This is a genomic window from Pseudoalteromonas peptidolytica, from assembly GCF_012641745.1.
Classification (GTDB): Bacteria; Pseudomonadota; Gammaproteobacteria; order Enterobacterales; family Alteromonadaceae; genus Pseudoalteromonas; species Pseudoalteromonas peptidolytica.
On the sequence record NZ_WEHZ01000016.1, the window covers coordinates 47987 to 72355 of the forward strand.

Consider the following 24369-nt stretch of genomic DNA (forward strand, 5'->3'; position numbering starts at 1 on the left):
CCATCACTTTGGTCTAAAGCGTGTATCGATAGGTTATTTTTTAGCACTGAATAATATCCTGATGAATAATATCCCATGAATAATATCCTGACACCCATTACTATTAATACCCAAGCTGAGGACGTCAAGTAAAAACGTATGAATGCACTTCCATCACTTTGGTCAAAAGCGTGTATCGATAGGTTATTTTTTAGCACTTGAGCGTATCTCTACACTAAAACCGGGTTATCGCGCACAACAAAGCGCTGTAAATGCAGCTGTAAGAAATTCGAGAATTGAGAATGTGAGTTTTACTAAGTCAACAAGCGCTCACAGTTTGTTAGGTTTGTTCGTCGTCGCTTTTGCAGTGTTTCACAGTAGGCGGTTACTGTTCGCTCTCGACCAACCGCGCCGTGAAATACCCGAGAAAACTGCGTAGTGAGTTTTATCCAGTTCTCAGGCTCTATATTTAGTCGAGTGAGTATGGGCTGAGATTCAAAGATATAGCCTCGCTTGTCGTCTCGAATACAACGGCCTGTGAGTTCAACCAATTCGATATAAGACTTGAGTTCAAAAGGCAGGCCTTTTGGCATATGTTTTCGTGGGCTGCCCACAAAGCGTAGTAGGTTTTTTGGTTGCTTTCCCAGCTTAGCGTGGTCGATGCGTTTTTTGATGCTGGTGTAGTCTGAGGTTTCAGGCGTTGTGGCGATGTTGGCTCTAATGGGGTTTAAGTCTACGTAAGCGAGGCAAGCGGCCAATGCAGCCTCGTCCAGTAATGCTTGAGACTTAAATCGTCCCTCCCAAAAACGGCCTGTACAATTATCTTCTCTATTTGCTCGGCGGGCGATGTCTTCGTTAAGTACTCGCATAAACCAGCTAATATCGGCCAGCCTTTTCCTGTACTTATCAACTAGCTCATCTAATATCAACTGCTCCGACTCATTGAGTGGCTCACCTTCAGTAAATTTTTGGCTTATCCAATTACCTTTAAACAACTTGTGCCATCGTATCACTATCGCTTCATCGGACAGACGTTTCGCCTTGTTGTCATCAACATATAAAACAATGTGAGTATGATTGCTCATCACGGCATAAGCACAAACATCAATGCAAAATACGGAAGCCAACATCAAGAGCTTTTCTTCAACCCAATCTCTGCGATGTTCGTATGATTTTCCGGTAAATTTATCTTCGCCACAGAGAAATGCGCGCCTGACGCAACGGGAGATACAGTGATAATATTTGGTGTCAGTTAAACTGATTTGTTTTTTACGGGCAGTCGCCATCGTTTGGTTTCCTCAATCCATTGAGTATAGATTCAAAGCTTAGGCGGTATCTCATCAAGGTGCAAAATTAGTGGTGTGTGTCTGGTTTAAATAGGTGGGTGTCTGGTTTAAATAGTTTCTGGTTTAAATAGTTGGAGCATTGCGCAGTGCTTAAACCAAAACACAACGCAACAATTATACAAGTCTGTAGTTACTTTTAAGATTTGCTTTCGCATTTTATCGTCTCTTCCCCAAGACGATAGGTATTATTTATCAGCATATAAGTCCCCGAAAGAATTGCGGTAGTAGGAACGAGTATTGGCGTTAAAATAATTCCACTCACGGAATAATACGTATTAGTTTCGTCTGCAACATCTACTATCTTTAGGGTTTTTCTATCCGATGAAATCTCGCACTTGTTGGTGTGACCAGTATCTTGAACAGGCATTACTACACAAGCGCTGAGTGAGATTATCGGTAACATAATCAGTCTGTTTAATTTCATCACCTTTCCTTGAATTCAGTTTGCAATACTTTTATGACGTAGCTCTTAGACATATCCACCCTCTGAAAGTTCCCTGTGCTTTACGCTTAAACTGCACCAAACTGGTATTGCTCTACACAGTTTTCAGTCTTGATCCAAGAGTTATTGTGGCTCAATAAATCCAAGGTACCTCTTTTAAAATGAAGTACCCAATACTGATAAGTTGAGCCGAGGTTTTAAGGTTTACCAAGATTTTGTTCGTAGACCTTAAGTGCGTGTTCTAAATCTTCTATCAAGTCTTCTACGTCTTCAAGACCTATGTGAAGGCGGATAACGGGACCAAGTGTCCAACCTGTGGCTGATCGCAAATACTCCATGGTTTTATTGGCTGTAACCAAACTCTCGTATCCCCCCCATGAAAAGCCCATTTTAAAATGGGATAAGGCATCCAAGAAACGGTTAATCGCTTTTTGGCTACCTTCTTTCATTACAATTGAAAATAAACCATTACTGCCATCAAAGTCGCGCTTGAAAAACTCATGACCGGGGCAAGTTTCAAAAGCTGGGTGTCTAACGTGGTCGACAAGTGGATGTGCGTCAAGCCATTTGGCCACAGTCATTGCCGACTGTTCATGTTGTTTTAATCTCGCGGGCATAGTGCGTAATCCACGCAGCGCTAAATAAGCATCATCTGCGGAGGTACATTGCCCCAATAAATAAGAGTGTTCTCTCAATTCGGGCCAATAACGCTCGTTTGCAACGGCTACGCCCATCATTACATCCGAATGTCCAACAATATATTTTGTTGCTGCTTGAATACTAACATCAACACCGTGGTCAAGTGGCCTAAACTGCCAGCCATTACCCCACGTATTATCAAGCATAGTGATAACGCCACGGCGCTTTGCAACTTCAACCATCGCTGGCACATCTTGTACTTCCATCGTGATTGAACCTGGAGACTCTAAGAACAACACTTTGGTATTGTCTTGAATTAACGCGCCAATACCAGCGCCAATCATTGGATCATAGTAGGTGGTCTCTATTCCGTAACCCTTCAGTAACTTGTCACAGAGATCTCTGGTGGGTTCATAAGCGGTATCCACCATCAGTAGATGGTCTCCGGCTTTCAAGAACGACAAGAGCGATTGTGCAATTGCTGCTGCCCCACACGGGTACAAGGCACAACCCGCGCCATTTTCAAGCTCTGCAATGGCATCTTGCAAAGCAAAATGGGTGTTGGTGCCTCGCCGACCATAAAACAGTGTACGATGGCCACGACCTTTTATTGCTTCTTGCATTTCAGCAACGCTTTCAAACACTACAGTCGAAGCGCGCTGAACGACTGGATTTACCACCCCTGCTGTATATTCTGCTTTTCTTCCAGCAGCAACAATTTTTGTATGCTTTTTCATAATTACTCTTCTGGTTGTGCACGCCAGTATTCAACTAAATATCTGGAGATAGAGTCTTCTCTGGTCAGTTTATAGCCGGGCTTGGTATCGCCCCACTCTGAAAATGTATTAAGCTCCGCCCGTGAAAACCATCTAGCCTGCTCAAGCTCATCTTGCTCCACGAAGATTTCTGTGGTTTTCGCTTTTGCGATAAATCCGAGCATAAGTGAAGACGGAAATGGCCATGGCTGCGAGGCAATATAAGTGGCATCGTATGCTTCAACTCCCGCTTCTTCCATCACTTCCCTTATTACTGCTTGCTCTAAAGTCTCCCCCGGATCCACAAACCCCGCCAGTGTTGAAAATACGCCCTCAGGCCAAATGGCCTGACGACCCAATAAGCAGCGTTCAATACCATCGGGGAATACATGCGTTACAAGCATGATAACGGCAGGATCTGTACGGGGAAACGTCATATGTCGACATTCTGGATTCACACAGCGCCTTGCATGACCTGCTTCAACCATTTTATTAGGTTGTCCACAGCGCCCACAAAAACAGTGGGTTTTATGCCAGTAACATAAGCCCCGGGCAAGCACTCCTATCGAGCCTTGCTGTTTTGGCAAATTGCGACCTACCTGACGCATGTTGATAAACTCAGACTCAGCATCAATAAAATAAAGTTTGTCTCGTTGCTTAGAAACATCAAGAGCAAAGTAACTGTGCGATTCATCACGACCTAAAAATATCGCATCTTGAAGTGCTAAGTCGGAAACATCTGCTCGAGAAAGATAATGTAATTCGTTAGCTTGAGTGTGCACTAAATTTGCGTCGTCTTGAATTAATAGCCAGCGACTGTTATCGCCCATTTGGGACAATAACCAATTTTTATCTTTTCGTTCGTTAGATGCTCTGTCTAACGTCATTTGAGTGTAATACAACAAGCCCCTATTCCCTCATTTTTCGGACCAAATTAGCCATCTCTTAGAGAGATTAAAACTAACACAGCGCAAAGATGCTGGCAAAAAAAAAGCCCATAAATGGGCTTTCGAAAACTACAGTGTGATTTCACACTACAGAGAGGCAAGATAATCCAGCAACTTTTGATTCTCGTTTTCAATATGCTTATAAAATTCAATGTCTTTTAGCTTAGATGCCGCGGCTTCATCAATAACGATCACTGCATCTCGGTGCATTTGTAGCGCTGAGGCCGGACATGCGGCAGTTAACGGCCCCTCTACCATCGCAACAACCGCTTCAGCTTTGTTTTCACCGGTTGCTAGCAACACTACCTTTTTAGCATCTAAAATAGTGCCAATACCCATTGTGATGGATAAATGTGGCTGGTACTCATCAGCTTTAAAAAATCGTGCATTATCATCAATTGTTGCTTTCGTTAGGGTCTTTACGCGAGTACGTGAAGTTAATCCTGACGATGGCTCATTAAAGCCAATGTGGCCATTTCTGCCAATGCCCAAAAGCTGTACATCAATTCCACCAGCTGACTTAATACGCGCTTCATACTCACCGCACGCCGTAATTGGATTTTTTGCGTCACCTGGAGGAACGTGCGTATGACTTTTATCAATATTGATATGGTCAAACAGCTGCTGCTGCATAAAATATCGATAACTTTGTGGATGTGAGCCATCTAAACCTAAATATTCATCTAGGTTAAAACTGGTAACTTCAGCAAAACTAATTTCATTTGCTTGATTACGCTTAATTAATTCTTGATACAAAGCAACTGGTGTTGAACCCGTTGCTAATCCCAACACAGAGTTAGCTTTACGCTTTAGTTGCGTTGTAAAAATGTCTGCACCATATGCTGCCACTTCGGCAGCGTCTTTTAAAATGACTACTTGCATACGATTAACCAAATGTTGAGATGATTAGAATAAAATGGGATCTGAACCCTGTCTCGCGTGCAATCAAGACAAGGTCAGATCGAACCTAATTGGGATACACAGCATTAGGTTATTACCATTATGACAACGCTGTCATTATTATCAGAAATAATTCTCTTGTAAAGCAAAAGTGAAAAAAAATATGGATATTTTTTACGCTATACATTCAGCAGGTATAAAAAAGCCCACAATAGTGGGCACTTTTACTAATTAACCTGAGCTGCTGATAACCACCGAGGGCCGCTATACACTTACAAAAATGCGGCGTTTATACATCCAGTGAAGCACCAGAAGCTGCACTGCCAATAACGCAAAAACAGCCATTAGCGGCTGCCATGCAGCCGGTACAGCAGTAATAACCCCACCAAACACACTCTTACTAATAAAGCTCCAGTCCACTAAACTCGACGCCAAATAAATAATAATAGAGTTGGCTCCAATAATAACAAAGGGATACGCCCAGCGCTGAAAATTCAGTATATCTACAACCGCATAAAATACTGCTAACAGGATCGCGCTCCAGCCCACGGTTACGAGCACAAATGAACTCGTCCACAACTCTTTATTAACAGGAAACTGCATACCCCAAATCCAACCTAGTGCTAACGCAACGATCCCAGAGCCTGCTAGAATAGCTACCGTTTTCCACTCACCTTGAGTGTGTGCATTAGCAATTGCACGACCTGCAAATACCCCTGCGATAGCATTAACGATGGCAGGTAAACTAGATAGCACACCTTCTGGGTCAACCGGACGATTTTGATAACTGATCCCTGGAAGTAGATACGTGTCGATAAATGCATTCCAACTACCCACACCGTTTGCACTTAAGTCGCCGGCTTGTCCACCGGGGACAGGAATGAAGCAAAGCAAAATCCAATAGAATAACAATATACCAATACCTACATAGGCCAATGTTCGCAAGCTAGTGTGCCAAACCAGTAAAGCACAAAAGAACCAAGCAAACGCGATCCGACCTAAGACACTCGCGTAACGAACACTTTCTGGATCCATTGGGATCCCCGTACCCCAACCATGATTATATAGCACGCCAAAACCACACAGTAATAAGAGGCGCTTCAGTGCTTTGATATAAAACGGTTGACGCTCTTTAAAAGGTAGATGATCAATACGCTTGGGCGATAAACCCATTGCTACACCTGATAAAAAGATAAATAGTGGAAAGATAAGATCATAAAAAGTAAAACCATGCCAAGGGCTGTGGGCCGTATGTGCTTCGAAAGCTTTCCACCCTTGCCATCCGGTCAATACAAATAGTGCAGCAAAAATTGACTGGCCACCTAAGATCCAGAACATATCCATGCCACGCAAGGCGTCTAAAGACGCAAGTCGTTTTGGTTTATTATTAGTTGCCATAGTTATTTATCCGTTTGAAAACATAACGATGGGTAGCTCAATCAAACTAACCGACTGACTGTAAGGTGTATTCACAATGCGTGTAATCGCTATCCCACCATAAAGTAAATCGAAGCGATACCAATAGTTATCTTAGTTAAGCTTACTATTTTGAGACGAAAAGAACTTGTCTATAACTAAGCAAAAATCTTGCTATTTAGTTGTTCTAGATAAGAAGTTTTAACGAAGTTAGCGACCGATTTACGTCTGCAAACTTAGTAAGTATTAAGACTAATTGGTTTACCAGCTCTAGTTATTGAACCATCCATATCGAATATCGGCTAAACACAAAAAACAAAGCCCCGCGATACAGCTGCGGGGTTTTATCAGGGAAATCTACAAGGTCATTTCGACCATGAATCATTTACAGAACAGTTATATCACCTGCCCTGCGATATAGGTCTGCTCAACAAGCAAGTTACGTCTATCGAGTACCACAAAGTCGGCATCAGCACCCGATCTTAGATGCCCTTTTTGTGATAAACCAAGATACTGTGCAGGGTATAGGGAAGCCATACGTAAACTCTCAGCTAGGCTCACGTTAAGCGTATTGACAGTATTACGTACCGCACTTGCCATATCTAATACGCTGCCTGCAAGCTCTCCTGTTGTTGAGTTTAAACGATCGCCTGTACGGATCACTTTCCTACCATCAAAAAAGTCAAACTCGGTGTCATCTGTACCAACAGGTGGCATAGCATCTGTCACAAGCATTACTTTACCGCGCTGCTTAGTACGAATAGCAAGCTGTGCGGACAATGGGTGCACATGATGACCATCAACAATCAAGCCACACCAGCTATTGTCATCCCATAGCGCCGCTCCAACAACACCAGGTTCGCGTGAGGTAAATGCAGACATTGCATTAAAAAGGTGAGTAAATCCATCTACACCAACGTTAAGTGCTGCATTTGCTGTTTCGTAATCTGCATTTGAATGCCCAATACACACTTTTACGCCAAGTGCAATCAAACGTTCAATGTCGCTAAAAGGAACAGTTTCAGGTGCCAAAGTAACCATCTTGATCCCTAAATCTTGACGGCCGTATACGGCAAACTCTTCCTCTGAGATTGGCCGAATAAACTGTTCGCTATGAGTGCCTTTTTTAGGATGAGACAAATGAGGACCTTCAAAGTGGATCCCAAGCACACCTGATTGACCCGCTGCAATAGCCTGTGCAGTGGCGTCGGCGGCTTGCTGCATCACTTCAATTCTATCTGTGATAAGTGTAGGCATCAGCCCTGTAGAGCCAAATTTCCCATGTGCACTGACTATTTTTTCTAGACACTCTGTGGATTGCTCTGCATTAAAAAATGCGCCACCACCACCGTTAACTTGAACATCAATAAAACCAGGTACAACTAGTCCTGATAATGTCAAAGCATCGATCACCTGCGATTCATTAACATGTTCAATTCGACCTTTATTTACACTGAAGTAAACATCTTTCCTAAAACTTTCGCCATCAAAAAGCTCTGGAGCAAAGTAACATTGAGTCGTCATTAGTTCGCCTTTTGTAATTCTTGACCTGCACTTTGAATAGCAAAGTAAATAGCCCCCATTTCAGGCGGCTGCTTAGGTAGTTGGACTTGCTTTGCGATTTCTGGGTCAAGCCAAGCTTGTAATGGTTCAGATAACCCACCGATCATAGACAATCTGGGTGGATTCAGTTCAAGCAGACGCTTCGCCAAGCGGCTGATATATCCTGCACCAGACTTCACTATTGAAAGTGCGATGTCATCGTTTTGCTTAGCCTGATCTAACACATATCGGGCAAGTTTTGCATAGCCACTTGAAGGTTGCCCTGCCATTTGCTCTGCAATTCCCATCGCATCTTTAGCACTGAAATGATCTAATAATACTTGGCTCAACGTTGTTTTCTCACCTAATCCATCAAGATCAAGTAAGGCAGCTTTAACTGCTTCTAGCCCCATCCATGCGCCACTGCCCATATCGCCTTGAGCAAAACCATGTCCACCATAGTTGACCGTTTTGCCATTGACCAAAGCAAAACCACAAGAACCGGTCCCCGTAATAATGACCGCACCATCACTACCTTCATGTGCCCCAATACATGCAGTATGTAAATCAGTGGTAAGAAACATCTGTTTAAATGGATGTTCCCACTGCATAATCTTGTCATACAGCAGCGGCAAGTTAACACCTGCGAGACCAAGGCCGGCATTAAGTTCATGAACCTGCTCAACACGAAGTCCCGCATCTTGTAATGCCATTTGAGTCGATACCATAATAGATTCAAGTGTGCGCTCTAATCCATGTAAGGGATTAGCAGGGCCTCCCAGACCGGTACCCAAAATGCCATGTTGAAGAGAATAAATAGTTGCACGGCACTTTGTTCCACCACCATCGACACCGATGTATAGTTGGTCTTGGTTAACCTGTTTAGCCATCATGTAAAGACCCCTACTCTATTCTGGATTACACCACGTTATTATTTTCGTTAGACGCGGTTTTTTATTCATGTTGAATTGATGTTACACAACAAATGACAGCGTTGTCATTATTTTTTTCAAGAAATTTATTCATTTTGAAAAAATGAATATTGCATAGTTTGAGCAAATTGTCAGGGAAAAACAGCAAAAATTACAGAAATAATATAACCGAGGATGAGAAATTAGAGAAAGAAATGAGTTCAGCCTTTCGAGTAAAAAACCAAAGTGGCACTAGGCAAAGCTAGCACCACTGAGTAGTGTTACGCTCAAAACAGAGGTTATTTAACACCTAGCTCTTTCAAACGTTCTTGTAAGTAACTATCAGCCGTGTATCGTTCTGACAACACTACATCTGGTCTTGGGTGCAAGAACAGTGGCAGTGAAATACGTGACTTAGTCGATGCTTTGCCTGTTGGATTGATCACTCGGTGAATAGTAGAAGGGAAATACCCACCAGATGCTTCTTGTAGCATATCACCAATATTAATGATCAATGAACCAAAATCACATGGCACATCTAACCAACTGCCATCTTGTCTTTGTACCTGTAGACCTGGCTCATTTGCTGCAGGAAGCACGGTTAATAGATTAATGTCTCCATGAGCGGCTGCACGAATAGCACCGGGCTCTTCGTCACCTGTCATTGGCGGATAATGAAGAATACGCAATAACGTTTGCTCTGATTGACTGATCATGTCTTTTAGATCAATCGAAAACTTTGCTCTTACTTCTTCTGGTGCTTCTGATTGAACCCAGCTTAATAACGTTTGGGCAAACTCATTCGCCAAACGATAATATTCACGGATCTCAGATTCTAATTGAGCTGGTACTTGACCTTTTGGATATACATGAAAGTATTCTTTAATATCTTTCACGGTAAAGCCTTTTGCTACTTCTGACACCTCTGGTGGAAAGTAACCGTCTTGTGTTTCTTTATTAAAAAGAAATTGATGCTTTTCTTCTGAATTAAAAAATTCTTGCCAATTTTTGTAGATTGACTCAACCAACTCTTGAGGGATTGGATGATTCTTTAATACACCAAAACCGGTATTTCTTAATGACTCTACAAATTCTTTCGCAGCATTTGGCGATTGATAGTCTACGGTAGGTAACTGTTGCATAATGGTTCCACCAAAATTATTAGTAATTCATGGTTATTTACCTAAACACATTGTTTCGGTAAATAACGCACTTCCCGTGTCATCTCAACACTGCGTACCTAGTAGAAGGTAAGGCGTATGTTATCGGGTCTGTTAACCTAGGGGTTTATGCTTGAGGGGTAAATCAAACCTTACCTCTCAAAACAGCAACAGCAAAGGCTAAAAAAGCCCTTATACGATCGTGTTGTCGATAATTCTTAGATAAGTCAGTGACGCTAATTCAATACATGGCAGGTGACTTTTCCAGATTACGTTTTAACAGCGAGCGAGCTTATTGAATTAGCGGCGATGACATAAGGACTTATGTCCGCTTTTCCTAATAGAGCTCACTACTTTGACACAGATCAATCACAATCAGGTGCACTAACCGGAATACGGATCCGCCACTCCAATCCTAGTGGAGTATTATCTACGTCAAATTCGCCTTGTAACGCCCCTGAAATCAAGTTAGCAGTTAAATTGGCGCTCAATCCAACATGTCCAGCGTTACCTCGTTTTGTCGTAATAAAAGGTTTAAGGAGTTCAGTTGTTGAAATACCTTTTAGGCCCACGCCATAGTCAATATAAGAAATATGAAGCAGCTCACCAAGGTGTTGACAGCTAATTGTGACACTATGTTCAGGTGAACACCACGCGTGTGCTATCGAGTTTTCAATTAGATTCTCAAACACTTCAAGTAACGCCTGACCATCAATATATAAATTAGCTGCGATTTCTGTAATAAATTCGATTTTAACATTCTGTTTCGAAAAACTGTTGCGTAAGCGGTTCTCAATATCAAACAGCTTTGTAGGCGCACGAACACAGCCCCTTTCTGATTGCGATATTGATTTTAGTAGGCTGACAAATTTTGCTACTTTCTCTAAATTGCGTATACACAACTCGCAACTTTCTTTCATTTGCTCAAAACCATCAACTAAATGTGCTTGTGTCAGCGTTTGTGATGTCAATGCTTGTTGTAAGTTTTGTGCTATCTCTTTTAAATAGCTAGACGAGGTAATACTTGTGCCAAGTGGTGTGTTGAGTTCATGTGCAATACCTATCATCATCTGATTAATAGTGTTCGATAGCTGTTGTTTAACCGCTAATTTTTGCGCCTCAATCAATTTAAATTGGGTGTTAACTCGCGCTATGATCTCACTTGGCTTGTACGGCTTGGTGATGTAATCCACGCCACCTACAGAAAGTGCTTGAACTAAACTCTCACTGTCTTCGTAAGCGCTAACAAAGACAACTGGAATGCCGGCTGTCACTGCGTTCGATTTCAACGTTTTACAGAGCTCGATGCCAGACATATTTGGCATTTTAATGTCGGTGACTATTAAGGCTGGATGATGTTTCTTAACGATGCTGAGGGCAATATCTCCGCCCCTTGCCGCTAGCACTTTAAACCCCTCTTTACGGAGAATAAGTTGTAATACTTGGAGGTTTTCTGGCATATCATCAACAATTAAAATATCAGCCATTCACGTTACCCACTCCCTGAACAGGACACTTTTAACAGCATAGCTTGAGAAATCATATATCGCGACTATGGTTAAATATAAATTCACGCATAAATAATAGCTTATGTCTTCAAAAGCGTTACTAAGTTGGATCGCCCTATTCGCTTTGTTAGGCGTACTTGGCGGCGCAGCTTTGCTCTTTCACGCCACTACATCACAACGCTTGATTGCAGACGATTTTAGGACTTCCTATCAAAACCATTTATCGCTAGAGATGTACGTAAAAGAACGGGATACAAAATGGCTAGATAATCTGAAATTTCCAAAAAGGCCCCCTACGCCTTTTATGCTGGATCAGCTATACGAAGCACAAAAAAGTTTAGCTTCTCACTTCGCTTCTGATCCTCAGGCACAACTTAGCTTCCCTAAGACATATAGACTCGCCATAGACAAGCTGCCGATATTGGCAAACGCTGAGATTGAAAAAGTACATAATCAACAACTTCAATTACTGATTGCCGTCTCGTTAACTATCTTTTTTGTTGCCATCTGTTTAGCGGCTTTTATTTGGCATATGAGAGCCAAGCATTTTTCACCGTTATACAGCATAATCAGAAGCTTACAAAACCAATCCGAACGTGCTGATACACTTGATTTGGCCTTCTCCAAAGGAGATGCTGAAATCCAAGAACTGATCCGTTCGATTCATCAGACTACCGCTACACAAAATCAAAAGTTACGTTCAGCTGCAATAATCGAAAGGTATAATAGAGAACTAAAATCAATCACAGGCTCAAGCGCAATTGTTGAGCACGCGCTCTCATTTATTGCCAACCAGTTTAATTCACCTTGTACTGCTTTATATATACACCAAGATGCTCAAACCTTTTCTTTGTGCCGTGCACATGGAGTTACGCTGGATTATTCTGTAATTGAATCAAGTTTAACTCAGTGTGCCTATCAAAACACATCTCAAATACTTATCGAGCCGTTGTGGCTTAAAGCAAAGCATCTTGAGATAAAAATACAAGGGCGCTATACCTTGCCGTTGACAATAAATAACCAAGTTGTTTATGTGATTTTTATCGGTAGTGCAGAGACGTTAAGTGAGAGTCAATTTGATGCTTTGGAGTATCTCTGTAAAGACTTAAGTTTGGCTTTGGTCATTAACGAAAATATGGAGAAACAACAAAAAACAGAGTCCGCCTTGGGCGAGCAGTTAGAACTCACTCATCACATCATAAATGCCATCCCAAACCCCACATACTACCGTTCTACTGAAGGTGTATTTATGGGTATTAACAAAGCATTTTTAACTCTCCTTGACCAATTTGAAGTTGATGTTATTGGTGCCAGGATAGACGAAGTGTTTGATTTAGGGGTAGCTAGTTTATTTGAATCGAAAGCCGCTGAAATCATTCGTTCATCACACGAGCAAACCTATGAAGTGTTATTACTAGATGGTCAAGAAAACGCGCGCGAATTAATCGTATACGAAGCGCCATTTTTCAATGAGGATGGCGATGTAATAGGTATCGTGGGTATGTACTTAGATGTTTCAGAGCGTAATCAATTACAGCGTGAGCTCATTGAAGCAAAAGACTCTGCACAACATTCAGCAAAAGCAAAAAGCGAGTTCTTGGCAAATATGAGCCATGAAATAAGAACACCGATGAATGCAATTATAGGGATGTCCCATTTGGCATTATCGGGCGAATTAAGCGCAAAACAGCATGATTATATCTCTAAAATAGATGTTGCTGCTAAACAGCTACTGCGGCTTATTAACGACATTCTAGATTTCTCAAAAATAGAAGCAGGTAAAGTAGAACTAGAATACCAAGCTTTTTCAACTGAAAAATTACTCGATAGTGTTGCCACTATTATCGGCGTAAAAGCACAAGAGAAACAACTAGAGTTAGTTTTTGATGTCGACTCTCAAGTGCCTTATTGTGTAATTGGTGACCAATTTAGATTAAGCCAAGTCCTTATCAACCTCGCAGGGAATGCTGTCAAGTTTACCGACAAAGGTGAAGTGGTGATCCGAGTAACTTTGGTGAGTTGCACCACTACGCTTGCCAAAATGAAGTTCAGTGTTAAAGACTCTGGTATTGGGATGAACAAACGCCAGCAGAGAAACTTATTCCAATCATTTTCTCAAGCCGATAATTCAATTACGAGGAAATATGGTGGTACTGGTTTAGGCTTAACTATTTCACAACAACTAGTCAAACTCATGGGAGGAGAGATCTACGTAGAAAGTGAAGAAGGTATAGGCTCCGAGTTCTATTTTACCCTAGAAATGGAGATTAGCGATGAGATTAATAAAACAAAACCCCTCTCTAACTACTTATCAAAATCAACAGCCATCATCATCGATGACAACCAACATGCACTAGATGTGTTAGGCGGCATGCTGAAAAACTTTGGAATGCAGTTCAGTGCTTACCAAGATCCCAATAAAGCGCTAAACCACTTTATACTTACCAAGGAGCAGCCGGACCTTATTTTTGTTGACTGGCACATGCCAAAATTAGATGGTATAGAATTAATTGGCAAAATTCACTCTCAACTTGTTGAGTTAAAGAGTAAAATAATTTTAGTCACGGCTTATGGACGAGAATTGCACCTGACAGACACCCAGGCAAGTTTAGTTGATGGCGTGTTATTGAAGCCAATAAATCCATCAAACCTTATCGATATCATACAAACAGCACTTTTTGGTTCAACCACAGTAAGGGGAAGTGTTGTCGAAAAAGCGCAATCCATACCTAATGATGTGTTACAGGGAATTGTGATTTTAGTCGCCGAAGACCAACCTGTAAATCAAGAAATTGCAGTTGAAATACTGTCAAATTTTGGTGCAGATGTCGTAGTTGCGGATAATGGCAAAGAAGCGATTGAGCGACTCAAAAGCAAGCACGTTAATATTGTGCTAATGGATATGCAAATGCCAATAATGGATGGTATCACTGCTACGCAAAAGATCAGAAAAGAGTATGATAAAGATACCTTACCTGTGCTGGCGATGACGGCAAATGCAATGGAAGAGGACATACAAATTTGTATTGATGCTGGAATGAATGATCACGTAACTAAACCCATTGACGTGAAGCAATTAGTAGAGCGTATTTTACAATATACGCAAGTCAACCACTCGCTACCACCACTTGAGCCAGACGATCTACAAAACGACATCGTGACCACGACATCAACTTTTGTATCAGAGGAAACTATTGAGTTTAACGGTATTGATATTTCAGAAGGTATTGCCCGTGCTGCCGGAAATCAAAAAGTTTATTTTGATATTCTTGAAAAGTTTCTTTCACAGCAAGTTGAAGAGCTCATCAACTTAAAACAAGCATTGGCAATCGAAAATTTGGAACTTGCACAAAGTATGCTTCACGCCTTAAAAGGCGCAAGTGCTAATTTATCTATTGTAAAATTAGTCACTGAATTCAAAAAAATTGAATCCTCACTTGATATTAATCCACCTAAAGCACAAGAAATAGATGAGCTTATCAAGTACGTAAAATATGCGCTGGGGCAATGTCAGTTACGTCGCAAGCAAGATAAAGTAATAGAATCGGAGGCCACTAACAGCGTGACGAAGAGCGAGAGTAGTCAGCTAGAGGAGCTAATACAATTGGCTAGAGCACTGAGAGATTACGATACCCAAGCGACTGAGTTAGTCGATACCATAACGGCCAGTAGCTATTTATCGGAGGTAGAGTTACAGAAGCTAAAAACGGCTATTGCACGCTTCGAGTTTAATGAGGCATACATGATGTTAACGTCAATAAAGCGTGTTGAGGAAGCTAAAGACTTAAATATCGATAAGGGCTCCGTCCACTAATTCAACAATCCAATTATTACTTCTGCGCCCTCTACTGCATTAAGCCAAACAAGGGAAAAAACTGAAAATGGCTAAAGACTTACTACTTCAGCCTAAGACACAGCAAACAGTACATCTGCCAATATAACTCAGCATTAAAAGCACTTTTATCGAGAGCTTAACACCTCAGCCAAAACATAGCCCAAAAAAAGCGTAGATGACTATTCAGTCTGACATTTGAGTAAGTAATGACAAGAGCCATTACCTCATCAAACTTGTTTGACTGCTATATAATGCTTTGCAATCGTGCAACCCAGCCACCATAGGCGCAGCTACATACGTAATGACATGTGCATCTTTATGGTAACTTGGCCGCAGAGTCTACACAGCAACAATAAAAAAATGCTACCCGTTTACAGACCTAATTGATCCATAAAATCATCATCAGCAGTGTCTTGCTCCTGTGCAGCTTTTGTTGACGTCTTTTTATCCGCTTGACTTGCAATGATATCATCTGGATCTACAGACTCTGCAATGTCAAAGTCGTGAAGTTTAATAAACTCAGTCTTATCCATCGCTAACTCAAGATAGAAAATATTTTGACCTTGCGTGGTAAAAGTAACACGTCGCGCTTGCGGTCGATCCATGGTCGTATCAACTGAGATTTGTACTTGTTTATTAATCGCCATCATCTTGGGCTGGTTTTGTGTGATAGATGTATGTAGCTGCTCGCGAACCTTGTTGGTAAAATCACCAACAATTTGATTCATCAGCTCACCTAAAACATTTGCAACATCATCTGACAAATGACTATGTGCAATTTCGTCTTCAGGCATACCCATGTTACGCATATAGTCAGTATAAACTTCCATCGCAGCTTGCGCCGTAAAATTGGTCACAACTAAACCGGTAAATCCACCATCAAACAGTACAAAGCAGCCAATATCTGGTCTCATACAAGTACGGGTAATCTTTTGTACCATTGCAGAATAGCTTATTTGATTGCCGCTTGCCGACGACAGCACTTCTGTTACCGAGTGGCATAGAGTTGAAAGAATATCTTCTGTGCTAATCACTTTGTTTTTCGCCATTTTTTATCTCATATTTACTTCTTATCATTAATAGTAGCCAAGCTACTGAATTTATCACTGACTATCCAGCATAAAATGCTAAAATAGCGAGATTATTTTCAAAGAGAGATTTGATGTGACGGGCAAAGACAGTATTTATGCCACTGAGCAAGCAGTAAAAGACTTTACTTTTGACGAAAATGTTGTCGAAGTATTTCCAGACATGATCCAGCGATCCGTGCCTGGATATGCAACGATAGTCAGTACAATGGGTAAACTTGCTGGTGCATATACACAAAGCAACTCCAATTTATATGACTTAGGATGCTCTTTAGGTGCAGTAACATTAAGTATGCGCAGAAACATCGACAAAGAAAATTGTCACATTATCGCTGTAGATAATTCTGCGCCAATGACTGAACGCTGTAAACTTCACTTAAAAGGCTTTAAATCTGATGTGCCCGTCTCTGTCATTTTAGGCGACATTAATGAAATAGAAATTAATAACGCCTCGGTGGTTGCGATGAATTTCACGCTACAGTTTATTCCACCAGAAAACCGCAATGCGGTGCTTGAGAAGATATATCAGGGCCTAAAACCCGGTGGTGTATTACTATTGAGCGAAAAAATTCGTGGGGAAAATGACATTAAAGACAATTTATTGATCGATCTCCATCATGACTTTAAACGTCACAATGGCTATTCCGAATTGGAAATCAGCCAAAAGCGTACAGCGATTGAAAACGTGATGCGCACAGACTCTTTGAGCACACATTTGACAAGATTAGAAGATATTGGCTTTAGTCAAACTCAAGTCTGGTATCAATGTTTTAACTTCTGCTCACTGGTAGCTATAAAATAGAGGCAATTATGAATCATTGGTTTACTGACTTTTACGCTACCATAGCAAAGACACCACTGAGCCATTGGCTCGAAACACTTCCTGCGCAGCTAAGTCATTGGCAAAAAGAAGCACAGCATGGAGACTGGCCAAAATGGGAAAAAGTACTTAAAAACTTACCTGACATTTCTACTTCGCATGTCAACATCACTACAAAAGTTGAAATTGGCACGGTAGAAGAAATCAGCGAAGGTCACCAAAAGCAACTGACACACCTTCTTAAGCGTATGATGCCTTGGAGAAAAGGGCCATTTCACCTGCATGGTATACATATTGACACAGAATGGCGCAGTGATTGGAAGTGGGATAGATTGTTACCACACATTAGCGATTTAAAAGGCCGCAATGTGCTAGATATTGGGTGTGGCTCAGGCTACCACCTTTGGCGTATGCGTGGTGAAGGTGCAGAACTGGTTGTCGGTATAGATCCATCTGACCTATTTCTATGTCAATTTCAAACTATCAAGCACTATAATCCAGACCCTAATGTTCACCTATTACCGCTTGGTGTAGAGCAATTGCCAGAGCTTAAAGCCTTTGATACCGTTTTTTCGATGGGTGTCTTGTATCACCGTCGTTCCCCGATTGATTTTTTAGCTCAGCTTAAGGCTCAACTACGCAAAGGCGGCGAGTTGGTACTAGAAACTCTCGTCGTTGAAGGGGATGTTAACACGGTATTGGTGCCCACCGATCGTTACGCAAAAATGCGTAACGTATGGTTTATTCCAAGTTGTGATGCACTAACCTTATGGCTGGAGCGAGTTGGCTTCAAAGACATTAAAGTTGTTAACCGGGATGTGACGTCATTGGACGAGCAGCGCCAGACCCCGTGGATGGAAACAGAGTCGCTTGCTGACTTTTTAGACCCTGATGACCCAAACAAAACGATAGAAGGCTATCCGGCTCCACTTCGCGCCATTTTTACTGCTAAGGCGTAAGGAAGTTAATGTGCAAATTTGCCTAGCCTGCATTCTGCAGGTTAGGCAAGCTATGATATTTAGCTCTACAAAACAATAAGCTCCAATGTGTTTATCGTTGTAATAGCTTACAAATCAACCTCCCCCCTTTAATCCAAGCGAAGCTGTTGCACCCCACCCAAGCTCAGTATTTTAGATTGACCGTTAATATTGATAGTAAGATATGTCGAACTACACTATATGTAATAAGTAACCAACATTTTGGACAATAGGTGAGCAAGCTTACTTTTATCGCTCATCGAACATACTACCGCATCCATTTATAAAACCGGCACTGTAATGGCTATTCTTCAATAGTACCCGAGCAGTGGCTAAAAAAGCCTGAGAGTTTGGGGAACAGTTAATCCTAGCTTTGAAGCAAGCGAGAAGTAATCCGTAAAAATGGGATCATGATCAGCCTAAAAGCCTTCTGTTCAGGTACCCCACACAAAGCTCAGCTGTCATTACATGGCTTATTTCATCATAAAAGGAGACTAAATGGCTGTAAATAAATCAGATCAAGAATATACCCATGTGCGGCAACTGTTAAAGAAAATGGATCCTGATATAGCTGCCAGCTTTAGTTACAAACAACGCAAAGCACTACAAAAAGCAATGGATACGCGTAGTTGGAACAACCATAAGATTGACTTTAGGCCGACATTAGCACTGCCATTCTTACCCTGGAGTTTCTATTTTGTTTTCCTTGGCGGTGTAAACAGGCGCAAGCTAAGCTCGAGCGAACGTGTTACCGCCGCTATCGTTTTTTTAATCACGCTACTTGTCTTCAGTGTTATTTTGCTTGGGATCTTGTTTGTTGCGCTTTACTTATTAAAGTCTTGGCTAGGTATTGATATCTTTGCTGGTGAATCACTGGGCTTATGGGATCATTTCAAAGAAGTGTTTAATTTGGAATAAGGTATGTAGAAGAAGCAATGATTTAGCCAGCATCCAAACACCAGATTACATAGTAAGTAGAAATCTTTTTTGCTTCTTACTCTAAAACAGTACAAGTTTATAATCGATTAATTTATATAGTAATTATCAAGGATAAGTCCGAAACAGCGCTATACTTTGTTCCTGATTTTGGGTAGCATCTGCACTGATTCAATAATGGACTAAATCAATGAAAACTACAAAAACACTCATCGCGCTTGCGCTTATCTCTTCATTAGTAGCTTGTGGCGGTAGTGATAATAACAACAGTACACAAGGTTCAGGAAGCAGCAGTGCTGCTCTAGCAAAATTCACAACAATGACTAGCGTGACTAACTCGTGCGGTGAAGCCACTCGACCAGCTTTTGATGTTGTATTCCATAAACTTGATGGTGCCGTAAACGGTACCACAAAATCTGACAATCAAGGGAAGATAGATACCGATATTCCCCAAGGGACACAACATATCTCTGTCATAATACCAATGAAAAACAATGATGGTGAAAAGGTGACTTATGTCGACACGTATCTTGATGTTTCTAACGGATTAACACTAGATAGACTCAGTTTTTATAACAGTGATGACTCTTGTTCATGTACATATGAGGCGCAAGTCGATATTTCTGAACTTAAAATATCTGCACCTGATGCTATTTTGGAGGGGGTAAATCGCCGCCCAATTCATATTGATGTTGCTGATGACGTATTGCCAATGTGTAGCAAGGATAAACTCGCTTATCTTTCAATCAAAACGCCATACTTTGGCGGCTCAAAAGCGGCGAAATTTGATCTCTCTTCCGGAGCAATCAGTGTAAAAGAGTCTGACTTTATTCATCAAGGCGTTAAAGTCGACTACTCACACATTGATGAGCATAGTATGGGGACTGTTAACATACGTGGTGCCATTGATAACCGCTCTGTTTTTCATCAAGTTTCATATAGAACCAAAGATAATCTTTATATCTACCCCTCTATTGCAGATACCAACTTACTTTCTCTTGCAAGCTTTGAGGAAAACAGCTTTGCAGAGGGTAACTTTAAGAGCTTTAATACTGCATATCAGCATATCGACGAAAATGGTCACTTAGATCAACCGCAGAAGATTTCGGCCTACGATGTTGGTTATGAGTTTTCAAACAGCTTTGTTAATGCCCTAGTATCATCAAATAGTAACGTATTATCTTATGATTACACCAACGCTGTACCCAGTGCTGACAGAGTACAATATATGATAGGGTTTAATGATTACAAGCATGGTGCGGTAAGTTGGTATATCAACTCTGAAGCTAAAGGAACAATCCCTGATTTGGAATTTGGTGATATTCTCACTGATGAGACGATGGATGAAAGCTCTATGTACCTCTCATTTAACCTTTACGATTATAATCATGAAGGTAATTACATTGACCTTATCAATGTGTTTCAACGCCAAACATACGAACAATTGATAGACAGTGGTATATATGATGGTGGCGCTTCCATCAGAATAGAGTTTGAACTTAACTCCAATTAAGCTTTATTAAAGGTGATATGAGGCGAGCTTAAACGCGTAAAAAGCTCAGAGCTCGACTTATATCATCTAACTTCCATTGAGAGCCTCTTAGCCGTAATTCCCACTATCGATTAACACCATCGCTATAACAGCCTTAAACCAATTATCTTAATTAAGAGGTCTATGTTGAGGCGAGAAAGTCTTGTCGATAACACCGCGCCCGCGTCCTACTATTACCTCGGTAACTACGTCCTGTAAGCAAGGCAAAAATTTTGCTTCTAAGCTGTTCTAAATAAGAAGTTTTGTGACTAATCAAAACAATAGGATAGTACGAATGTCATACGGCTTTATGCTCATCTCTACGCAAGAAATAAAGTGAAAAAGGAGCTAAAACGCTCCAAATCATGTAGATATATCAACCCTTAATGGCAAGTCTTATCTTTACACTATAAGAGAAGCCTACCTAGTTGTTCTATCACCCATGGTTTAAGTTATTTTGCAATGTCGCAATATGCTCTACTTAACTCTTTAAACCAACTGGAAGTAAATCCGCCTCCCGCAACTTGTGGTGTCAGTTTTTGGTTTAATGACTTGTTATCAGATAGGTTTAACATGTTTTTCTTTTTTACTTTTAATTTCATTTTTTTATCCTTAATGACAATCTGAATTTTCAACTTGCTTACATTGCAAGTAAAAAAATAATAACAACATTGAGATAGTTAGCAAACATTTGCTTTTAAATTGTCCTGTTTTTTAATACGGAAAGTATGAATTTGCGTTAGAAAGACTTGTTACTCAGGTGACGAGTTAACGACCTGAGCCCCTATCCGCTAGTTGCTCTAAAGTATACTGCATACAGCTTTTTTTAAGCTTTCAACAACTACTTTAATTAAAAAATCTCTCTGGATGAATACAACACCTTGTGAAGGTGTGGATCACCAGGATCCAAACTTAACCAACTATTACTGCTGAAAACCTTCACTATATCTAGCTGAGAGGAAGCAATTGTACCGTAACACCTGCTAATCTATGGAAATTGCTAGGCCAGTCTGGATTTGCTAGCAAACTGCTCGCTAGAACTGGAGCTTGGGCATGTAGAGTGAAACTTTTACCTTTTTAGGAGACTTAAATATTCTTTTTGTTGCGAGGTTAATATACTAAAAAAGGAGCTAAAATTAGCTCCTTTTTATTTCGATTTGTAAACTTTAGCCTAAAAGCTCACCAAGCTGCTTGCTGACCGCATCAACAGCTTGAGTACCATCAAGTTTGTGATACTGCGTGTTACCGGCGTCCGCTTCAGCGCTGTAGTAATCTACAAGTGGCTTAGTTTGCTCGTGATAAATTGCTAGGCGTTTACGTACTGTTTCTTCTGTATCGTCATCACGGATGATAAGGTCTTCACCTGTCACATCGTCTTTGCCTTCAACTTTAGGCGGATTGTAAACAATGTGGTAAACACGGCCAGAACCTGGGTGTACACGACGACCACTCATACGCTCAACAATGATCTCATCCGCAACGTCAAACTCGATGACATGGTCTACATTGATGCCATTTTCTTTCATTGCATCAGCTTGTGGGATAGTACGTGGAAAACCGTCAAGCAAGAAGCCGTTTGCACAATCTTCTTTAGCAATGCGCTCTTTGACTAAGCCGATAATAATTTCATCAGACACCAATTGACCGGCATCCATGACTTTTTTCGCTTCAAGACCCAGTGGTGTTCCCTCTTTAATTGCGGCACGTAACATGTCACCTGTAGAGATCTGAGGGATCCCATACTTGTCCATTAAAAATTGAGCTTGAGTACCTTTACCTGCACCCGGTGCGCCTAGCAAGATGATGCGCATAATTAAATCCTCGTTTGGAGTTATTGGTATTTGTGTGTGAATTTTTCCATATACGCTGCCAATCCTCAAGGGACTTATACCAATTGATAAGGCAGAATGGTCATTTTTCTCGTAAAAACAAAAAAGCTCTGCGATTAACAGAGCTTTTGGTCAGAAATTAATCCTGATTATAAGAATGTACCTAGTGCCTTCACTTGGTCTAACATGCGGCAAGAGAAACCCCACTCGTTATCATACCAAGCCATCACTTTTACAAGTTTGCCATCAACTTTGGTTTGCGTTGAGTCAAATACCGAAGAAGCTGGGTTATGATTAAAATCGATCGAAACCAGAGGTAGCTCATTGTACTCTAGGATTTCACTCATTACGCCCTCAGCAGCTGCTTTAATTGCCGCGTTGACCTCTTCTTTTGACGTCTCGCGCTTGGCAACAAAAGTTAAATCAACTAGCGATACATTGATAGTTGGCACGCGAACCGCCATGCCGTCTAGTTTACCCGCCAGCTCAGGCAGCACAAGGCCTACTGCTTTTGCTGCACCTGTTTTTGTTGGGATCATCGATTGTGTTGCACTTCGAGCGCGGTACAAATCTTTGTGGTATACGTCAGATAAGTTCTGATCGTTCGTGTAAGCATGGATAGTCGTCATGCTACCTTGCTCAATTCCAATAGTGTCGTTTAACACTTTTGCAATAGGCGCAAGACAGTTTGTGGTGCAAGATGCGTTAGAAATAATCGTTGACTCAGCATTAAGTACTTCACTGTTAACGCCATGAACAACCGTTGCGTCCATATCAGTACCCGGTGCAGAAACGATCACTTTCTTAGCGCCCGCTTCAATGTGCTTTGCAGCGGCTTCGCGAGAAGTAAACAACCCCGTACATTCAAGCACGACGTCAACATCCAGTGTTTTCCATGGTAAGTTTGCAGGATCACGCTCTTGCGTTAGCGTAATTTCATCTCCACCAATAACCAGTGTATTATCATTCAGTACAACTTGCTCTTGAAAGCGGCCATGTACTGAGTCAAACTGAGTTAGATGCGCATTTACATTTGCAGGTGCAAGATCGTTAATGGCAACAACTTTAATGTCTTTATTCTGACCTGACTCGTATAGTGCGCGAAGTACATTACGACCTATACGTCCATAGCCATTAATTGCGATATTAATCATGATAACTGTCCCCTAATCTATTTTACTTCACTTGCTTGTTTTGCAAGCGCTTCAATGGCTTGCCAGTCTTTGTTTGCGATAAGCGCTTTATCAAGCATCCAAGTACCGCCCACACATACCACATTGTCGAGTGCTAAATACTTAGGTGCAGTTGCCAACGAAATACCACCCGTTGGACAGAATTTTACTTGTGGAATTGGTCCGCCAATAGACTTAAGCATTGGTGCACCACCTGCAGCTTCTGCTGGGAAAAATTTCAAGAATTCAAAACCATGACTTGCAAGTTTCATCACCTCACTTGGCGTTGCGGCACCTGGAAGGAATGGAATACTTGAAGACTTTGCCAGTTCCAATAATTCGTCATTTACGCCAGGGCTGACCATAAAATCAGCGCCGGCTTCTACAGAAGCATTGAAAGTTGCTTTATCCACTACCGTGCCAGTACCGACATAGGCCTCTGGTAAAGCCGCTTTAATGTCTTTCACCGCTTGCGCTGCCACCGGTGTGCGAAGTGTAACTTCAAGTGCTCGCAAGCCACCATTAAACAATGCCCTAGCAAGCGGTACCGCGTCTTCTAGGTTATCAATAACGATAACCGGAACCACTGGTGCTGCTGACAATATCTCTTTAATACTCATGCTCACCCTCATTCCC

The 24369-nt window shown here is 41.4% G+C and carries 19 protein-coding genes; 5 read left to right on the plus strand and 14 right to left on the minus strand.

Annotated features, from left to right (window positions below; translation table 11 throughout):
* Window positions 1-293 precede the first annotated feature (293 nt).
* The 9 genes from F9Y84_RS11900 to F9Y84_RS11945 form a co-directional block, all read right to left on the minus strand.
* Complete coding sequence (locus tag F9Y84_RS11900) at window positions 294-1265, minus strand: transposase (protein WP_168756762.1); 972 nt, start codon at window positions 1263-1265, stop codon at window positions 294-296.
* Window positions 1266-1964: 699 nt separating this feature from the next.
* The gene (locus F9Y84_RS11910; protein ID WP_147390301.1) at window positions 1965-3143 is read right to left on the minus strand and encodes a cystathionine beta-lyase; all 1179 of its coding nucleotides are present in this window, start codon (window positions 3141-3143) and stop codon (window positions 1965-1967) included.
* A 2-nt stretch (window positions 3144-3145) separates the two neighbouring features.
* Window positions 3146-4048: an NAD(+) diphosphatase gene (gene nudC, locus F9Y84_RS11915; protein ID WP_147390310.1), complete on the minus strand. Its 903-nt coding sequence runs from the start codon at window positions 4046-4048 to the stop codon at window positions 3146-3148.
* 147 nt (window positions 4049-4195) lie between these two features.
* Window positions 4196-4990: a glucosamine-6-phosphate deaminase gene (nagB, locus tag F9Y84_RS11920; protein ID WP_147390302.1), complete on the minus strand. Its 795-nt coding sequence runs from the start codon at window positions 4988-4990 to the stop codon at window positions 4196-4198.
* 282 nt (window positions 4991-5272) lie between these two features.
* The gene (gene nagX / locus F9Y84_RS11925) at window positions 5273-6406 is read right to left on the minus strand and encodes a transmembrane glucosamine N-acetyltransferase NagX (protein WP_147390303.1); all 1134 of its coding nucleotides are present in this window, start codon (window positions 6404-6406) and stop codon (window positions 5273-5275) included.
* A gap of 414 nt (window positions 6407-6820) precedes the next feature.
* Window positions 6821-7948, minus strand: coding sequence for an N-acetylglucosamine-6-phosphate deacetylase (gene nagA / locus F9Y84_RS11930; protein ID WP_147390304.1), 1128 nt, complete (start codon window positions 7946-7948; stop codon window positions 6821-6823).
* Entirely contained in the window at window positions 7948-8859 is a 912-nt protein-coding gene (gene nagK, locus F9Y84_RS11935) for an N-acetylglucosamine kinase (protein WP_125253194.1), read from the minus strand. Before nagK ends, nagA begins: the two co-directional genes overlap by 1 nt.
* A 317-nt stretch (window positions 8860-9176) precedes the next feature.
* Window positions 9177-10019 carry an isopenicillin N synthase family dioxygenase gene (locus F9Y84_RS11940; protein ID WP_125253195.1) on the minus strand — a complete coding sequence of 281 codons (843 nt, stop codon included), beginning with the start codon at window positions 10017-10019 and terminating at the stop codon, window positions 9177-9179.
* A 383-nt stretch (window positions 10020-10402) separates the two neighbouring features.
* Entirely contained in the window at window positions 10403-11524 is a 1122-nt protein-coding gene (locus F9Y84_RS11945) for a hybrid sensor histidine kinase/response regulator (RefSeq protein ID WP_147390305.1), read from the minus strand.
* A 103-nt stretch (window positions 11525-11627) separates the two neighbouring features.
* Between F9Y84_RS11945 and F9Y84_RS11950 the strand changes: the two genes are divergently transcribed.
* Window positions 11628-15359: a response regulator gene (locus F9Y84_RS11950; protein WP_147390306.1), complete on the plus strand. Its 3732-nt coding sequence runs from the start codon at window positions 11628-11630 to the stop codon at window positions 15357-15359.
* A 392-nt stretch (window positions 15360-15751) separates the two neighbouring features.
* Here the strand turns inward: F9Y84_RS11950 and F9Y84_RS11955 are convergent, their stop codons facing one another.
* Complete coding sequence (locus tag F9Y84_RS11955) at window positions 15752-16429, minus strand: DUF3334 family protein (RefSeq protein ID WP_125253198.1); 678 nt, start codon at window positions 16427-16429, stop codon at window positions 15752-15754.
* Window positions 16430-16544: 115 nt separating this feature from the next.
* Between F9Y84_RS11955 and cmoA the strand changes: the two genes are divergently transcribed.
* The 4 genes from cmoA to F9Y84_RS11975 all read left to right on the plus strand — a co-directional run bounded on the left by cmoA (window position 16545) and on the right by F9Y84_RS11975 (window position 20714).
* Complete coding sequence (gene cmoA / locus F9Y84_RS11960) at window positions 16545-17270, plus strand: carboxy-S-adenosyl-L-methionine synthase CmoA (protein ID WP_147390307.1); 726 nt, start codon at window positions 16545-16547, stop codon at window positions 17268-17270.
* Window positions 17271-17278: 8 nt separating this feature from the next.
* Window positions 17279-18247: a tRNA 5-methoxyuridine(34)/uridine 5-oxyacetic acid(34) synthase CmoB gene (gene cmoB / locus F9Y84_RS11965; RefSeq protein ID WP_147390308.1), complete on the plus strand. Its 969-nt coding sequence runs from the start codon at window positions 17279-17281 to the stop codon at window positions 18245-18247.
* A gap of 516 nt (window positions 18248-18763) precedes the next feature.
* A complete protein-coding gene (locus F9Y84_RS11970; RefSeq protein WP_125253201.1) occupies window positions 18764-19183 on the plus strand; it encodes a hypothetical protein in 420 nt (139 codons plus the stop codon).
* A 208-nt stretch (window positions 19184-19391) separates the two neighbouring features.
* Window positions 19392-20714: a hypothetical protein gene (locus F9Y84_RS11975; protein ID WP_147390309.1), complete on the plus strand. Its 1323-nt coding sequence runs from the start codon at window positions 19392-19394 to the stop codon at window positions 20712-20714.
* A gap of 470 nt (window positions 20715-21184) precedes the next feature.
* Here the strand turns inward: F9Y84_RS11975 and F9Y84_RS11980 are convergent, their stop codons facing one another.
* The 4 genes from F9Y84_RS11980 to F9Y84_RS11995 form a co-directional block, all read right to left on the minus strand.
* Window positions 21185-21334 (minus strand): ubiquitin family protein, encoded by a 150-nt coding sequence (locus tag F9Y84_RS11980; RefSeq protein WP_167508278.1) that lies wholly within the window; start codon window positions 21332-21334, stop codon window positions 21185-21187.
* Between the two features lie 564 nt (window positions 21335-21898).
* Window positions 21899-22543, minus strand: a complete 645-nt coding sequence (adk, locus tag F9Y84_RS11985) for an adenylate kinase (RefSeq protein WP_125253203.1) — start codon at window positions 22541-22543, stop codon at window positions 21899-21901.
* Window positions 22544-22710: 167 nt separating this feature from the next.
* Window positions 22711-23715 (minus strand): type I glyceraldehyde-3-phosphate dehydrogenase, encoded by a 1005-nt coding sequence (gap, locus tag F9Y84_RS11990; protein ID WP_128732661.1) that lies wholly within the window; start codon window positions 23713-23715, stop codon window positions 22711-22713.
* A gap of 17 nt (window positions 23716-23732) precedes the next feature.
* On the minus strand, window positions 23733-24353 hold the full coding sequence (locus F9Y84_RS11995; RefSeq protein WP_125253205.1) for a bifunctional 4-hydroxy-2-oxoglutarate aldolase/2-dehydro-3-deoxy-phosphogluconate aldolase: 621 nt from the start codon (window positions 24351-24353) through the stop codon (window positions 23733-23735).
* Window positions 24354-24369 lie beyond the last annotated feature (16 nt).

Excerpts from the sequence above, each read along its gene's own strand:
- F9Y84_RS11940 (WP_125253195.1), bottom strand. The coding sequence starts at position 10,019 with ATGCAACAGTTACCTACCGTAGACTATCAATCGCCAAATGCTGCGAAA.
- nudC (WP_147390310.1), bottom strand. The coding sequence starts at position 4,048 with ATGACGTTAGACAGAGCATCTAACGAACGAAAAGATAAAAATTGGTTA.
- adk (WP_125253203.1), bottom strand. The coding sequence starts at position 22,543 with ATGCGCATCATCTTGCTAGGCGCACCGGGTGCAGGTAAAGGTACTCAA.
- gap (WP_128732661.1), bottom strand. The coding sequence starts at position 23,715 with ATGATTAATATCGCAATTAATGGCTATGGACGTATAGGTCGTAATGTA.
- nagB (WP_147390302.1), bottom strand. The coding sequence starts at position 4,990 with ATGCAAGTAGTCATTTTAAAAGACGCTGCCGAAGTGGCAGCATATGGT.
- F9Y84_RS11945 (WP_147390305.1), bottom strand. The coding sequence starts at position 11,524 with ATGGCTGATATTTTAATTGTTGATGATATGCCAGAAAACCTCCAAGTA.
- F9Y84_RS11900 (WP_168756762.1), bottom strand. The coding sequence starts at position 1,265 with ATGGCGACTGCCCGTAAAAAACAAATCAGTTTAACTGACACCAAATAT.
- F9Y84_RS11995 (WP_125253205.1), bottom strand. The coding sequence starts at position 24,353 with ATGAGTATTAAAGAGATATTGTCAGCAGCACCAGTGGTTCCGGTTATC.
- cmoB (WP_147390308.1), top strand. The coding sequence starts at position 17,279 with ATGAATCATTGGTTTACTGACTTTTACGCTACCATAGCAAAGACACCA.
- F9Y84_RS11955 (WP_125253198.1), bottom strand. The coding sequence starts at position 16,429 with ATGGCGAAAAACAAAGTGATTAGCACAGAAGATATTCTTTCAACTCTA.
- nagK (WP_125253194.1), bottom strand. The coding sequence starts at position 8,859 with ATGATGGCTAAACAGGTTAACCAAGACCAACTATACATCGGTGTCGAT.
- F9Y84_RS11910 (WP_147390301.1), bottom strand. The coding sequence starts at position 3,143 with ATGAAAAAGCATACAAAAATTGTTGCTGCTGGAAGAAAAGCAGAATAT.
- nagA (WP_147390304.1), bottom strand. The coding sequence starts at position 7,948 with ATGACGACTCAATGTTACTTTGCTCCAGAGCTTTTTGATGGCGAAAGT.
- F9Y84_RS11980 (WP_167508278.1), bottom strand. The coding sequence starts at position 21,334 with ATGAAATTAAAAGTAAAAAAGAAAAACATGTTAAACCTATCTGATAAC.
- F9Y84_RS11970 (WP_125253201.1), top strand. The coding sequence starts at position 18,764 with ATGGCTGTAAATAAATCAGATCAAGAATATACCCATGTGCGGCAACTG.
- nagX (WP_147390303.1), bottom strand. The coding sequence starts at position 6,406 with ATGGCAACTAATAATAAACCAAAACGACTTGCGTCTTTAGACGCCTTG.
- F9Y84_RS11950 (WP_147390306.1), top strand. The coding sequence starts at position 11,628 with ATGTCTTCAAAAGCGTTACTAAGTTGGATCGCCCTATTCGCTTTGTTA.
- F9Y84_RS11975 (WP_147390309.1), top strand. The coding sequence starts at position 19,392 with ATGAAAACTACAAAAACACTCATCGCGCTTGCGCTTATCTCTTCATTA.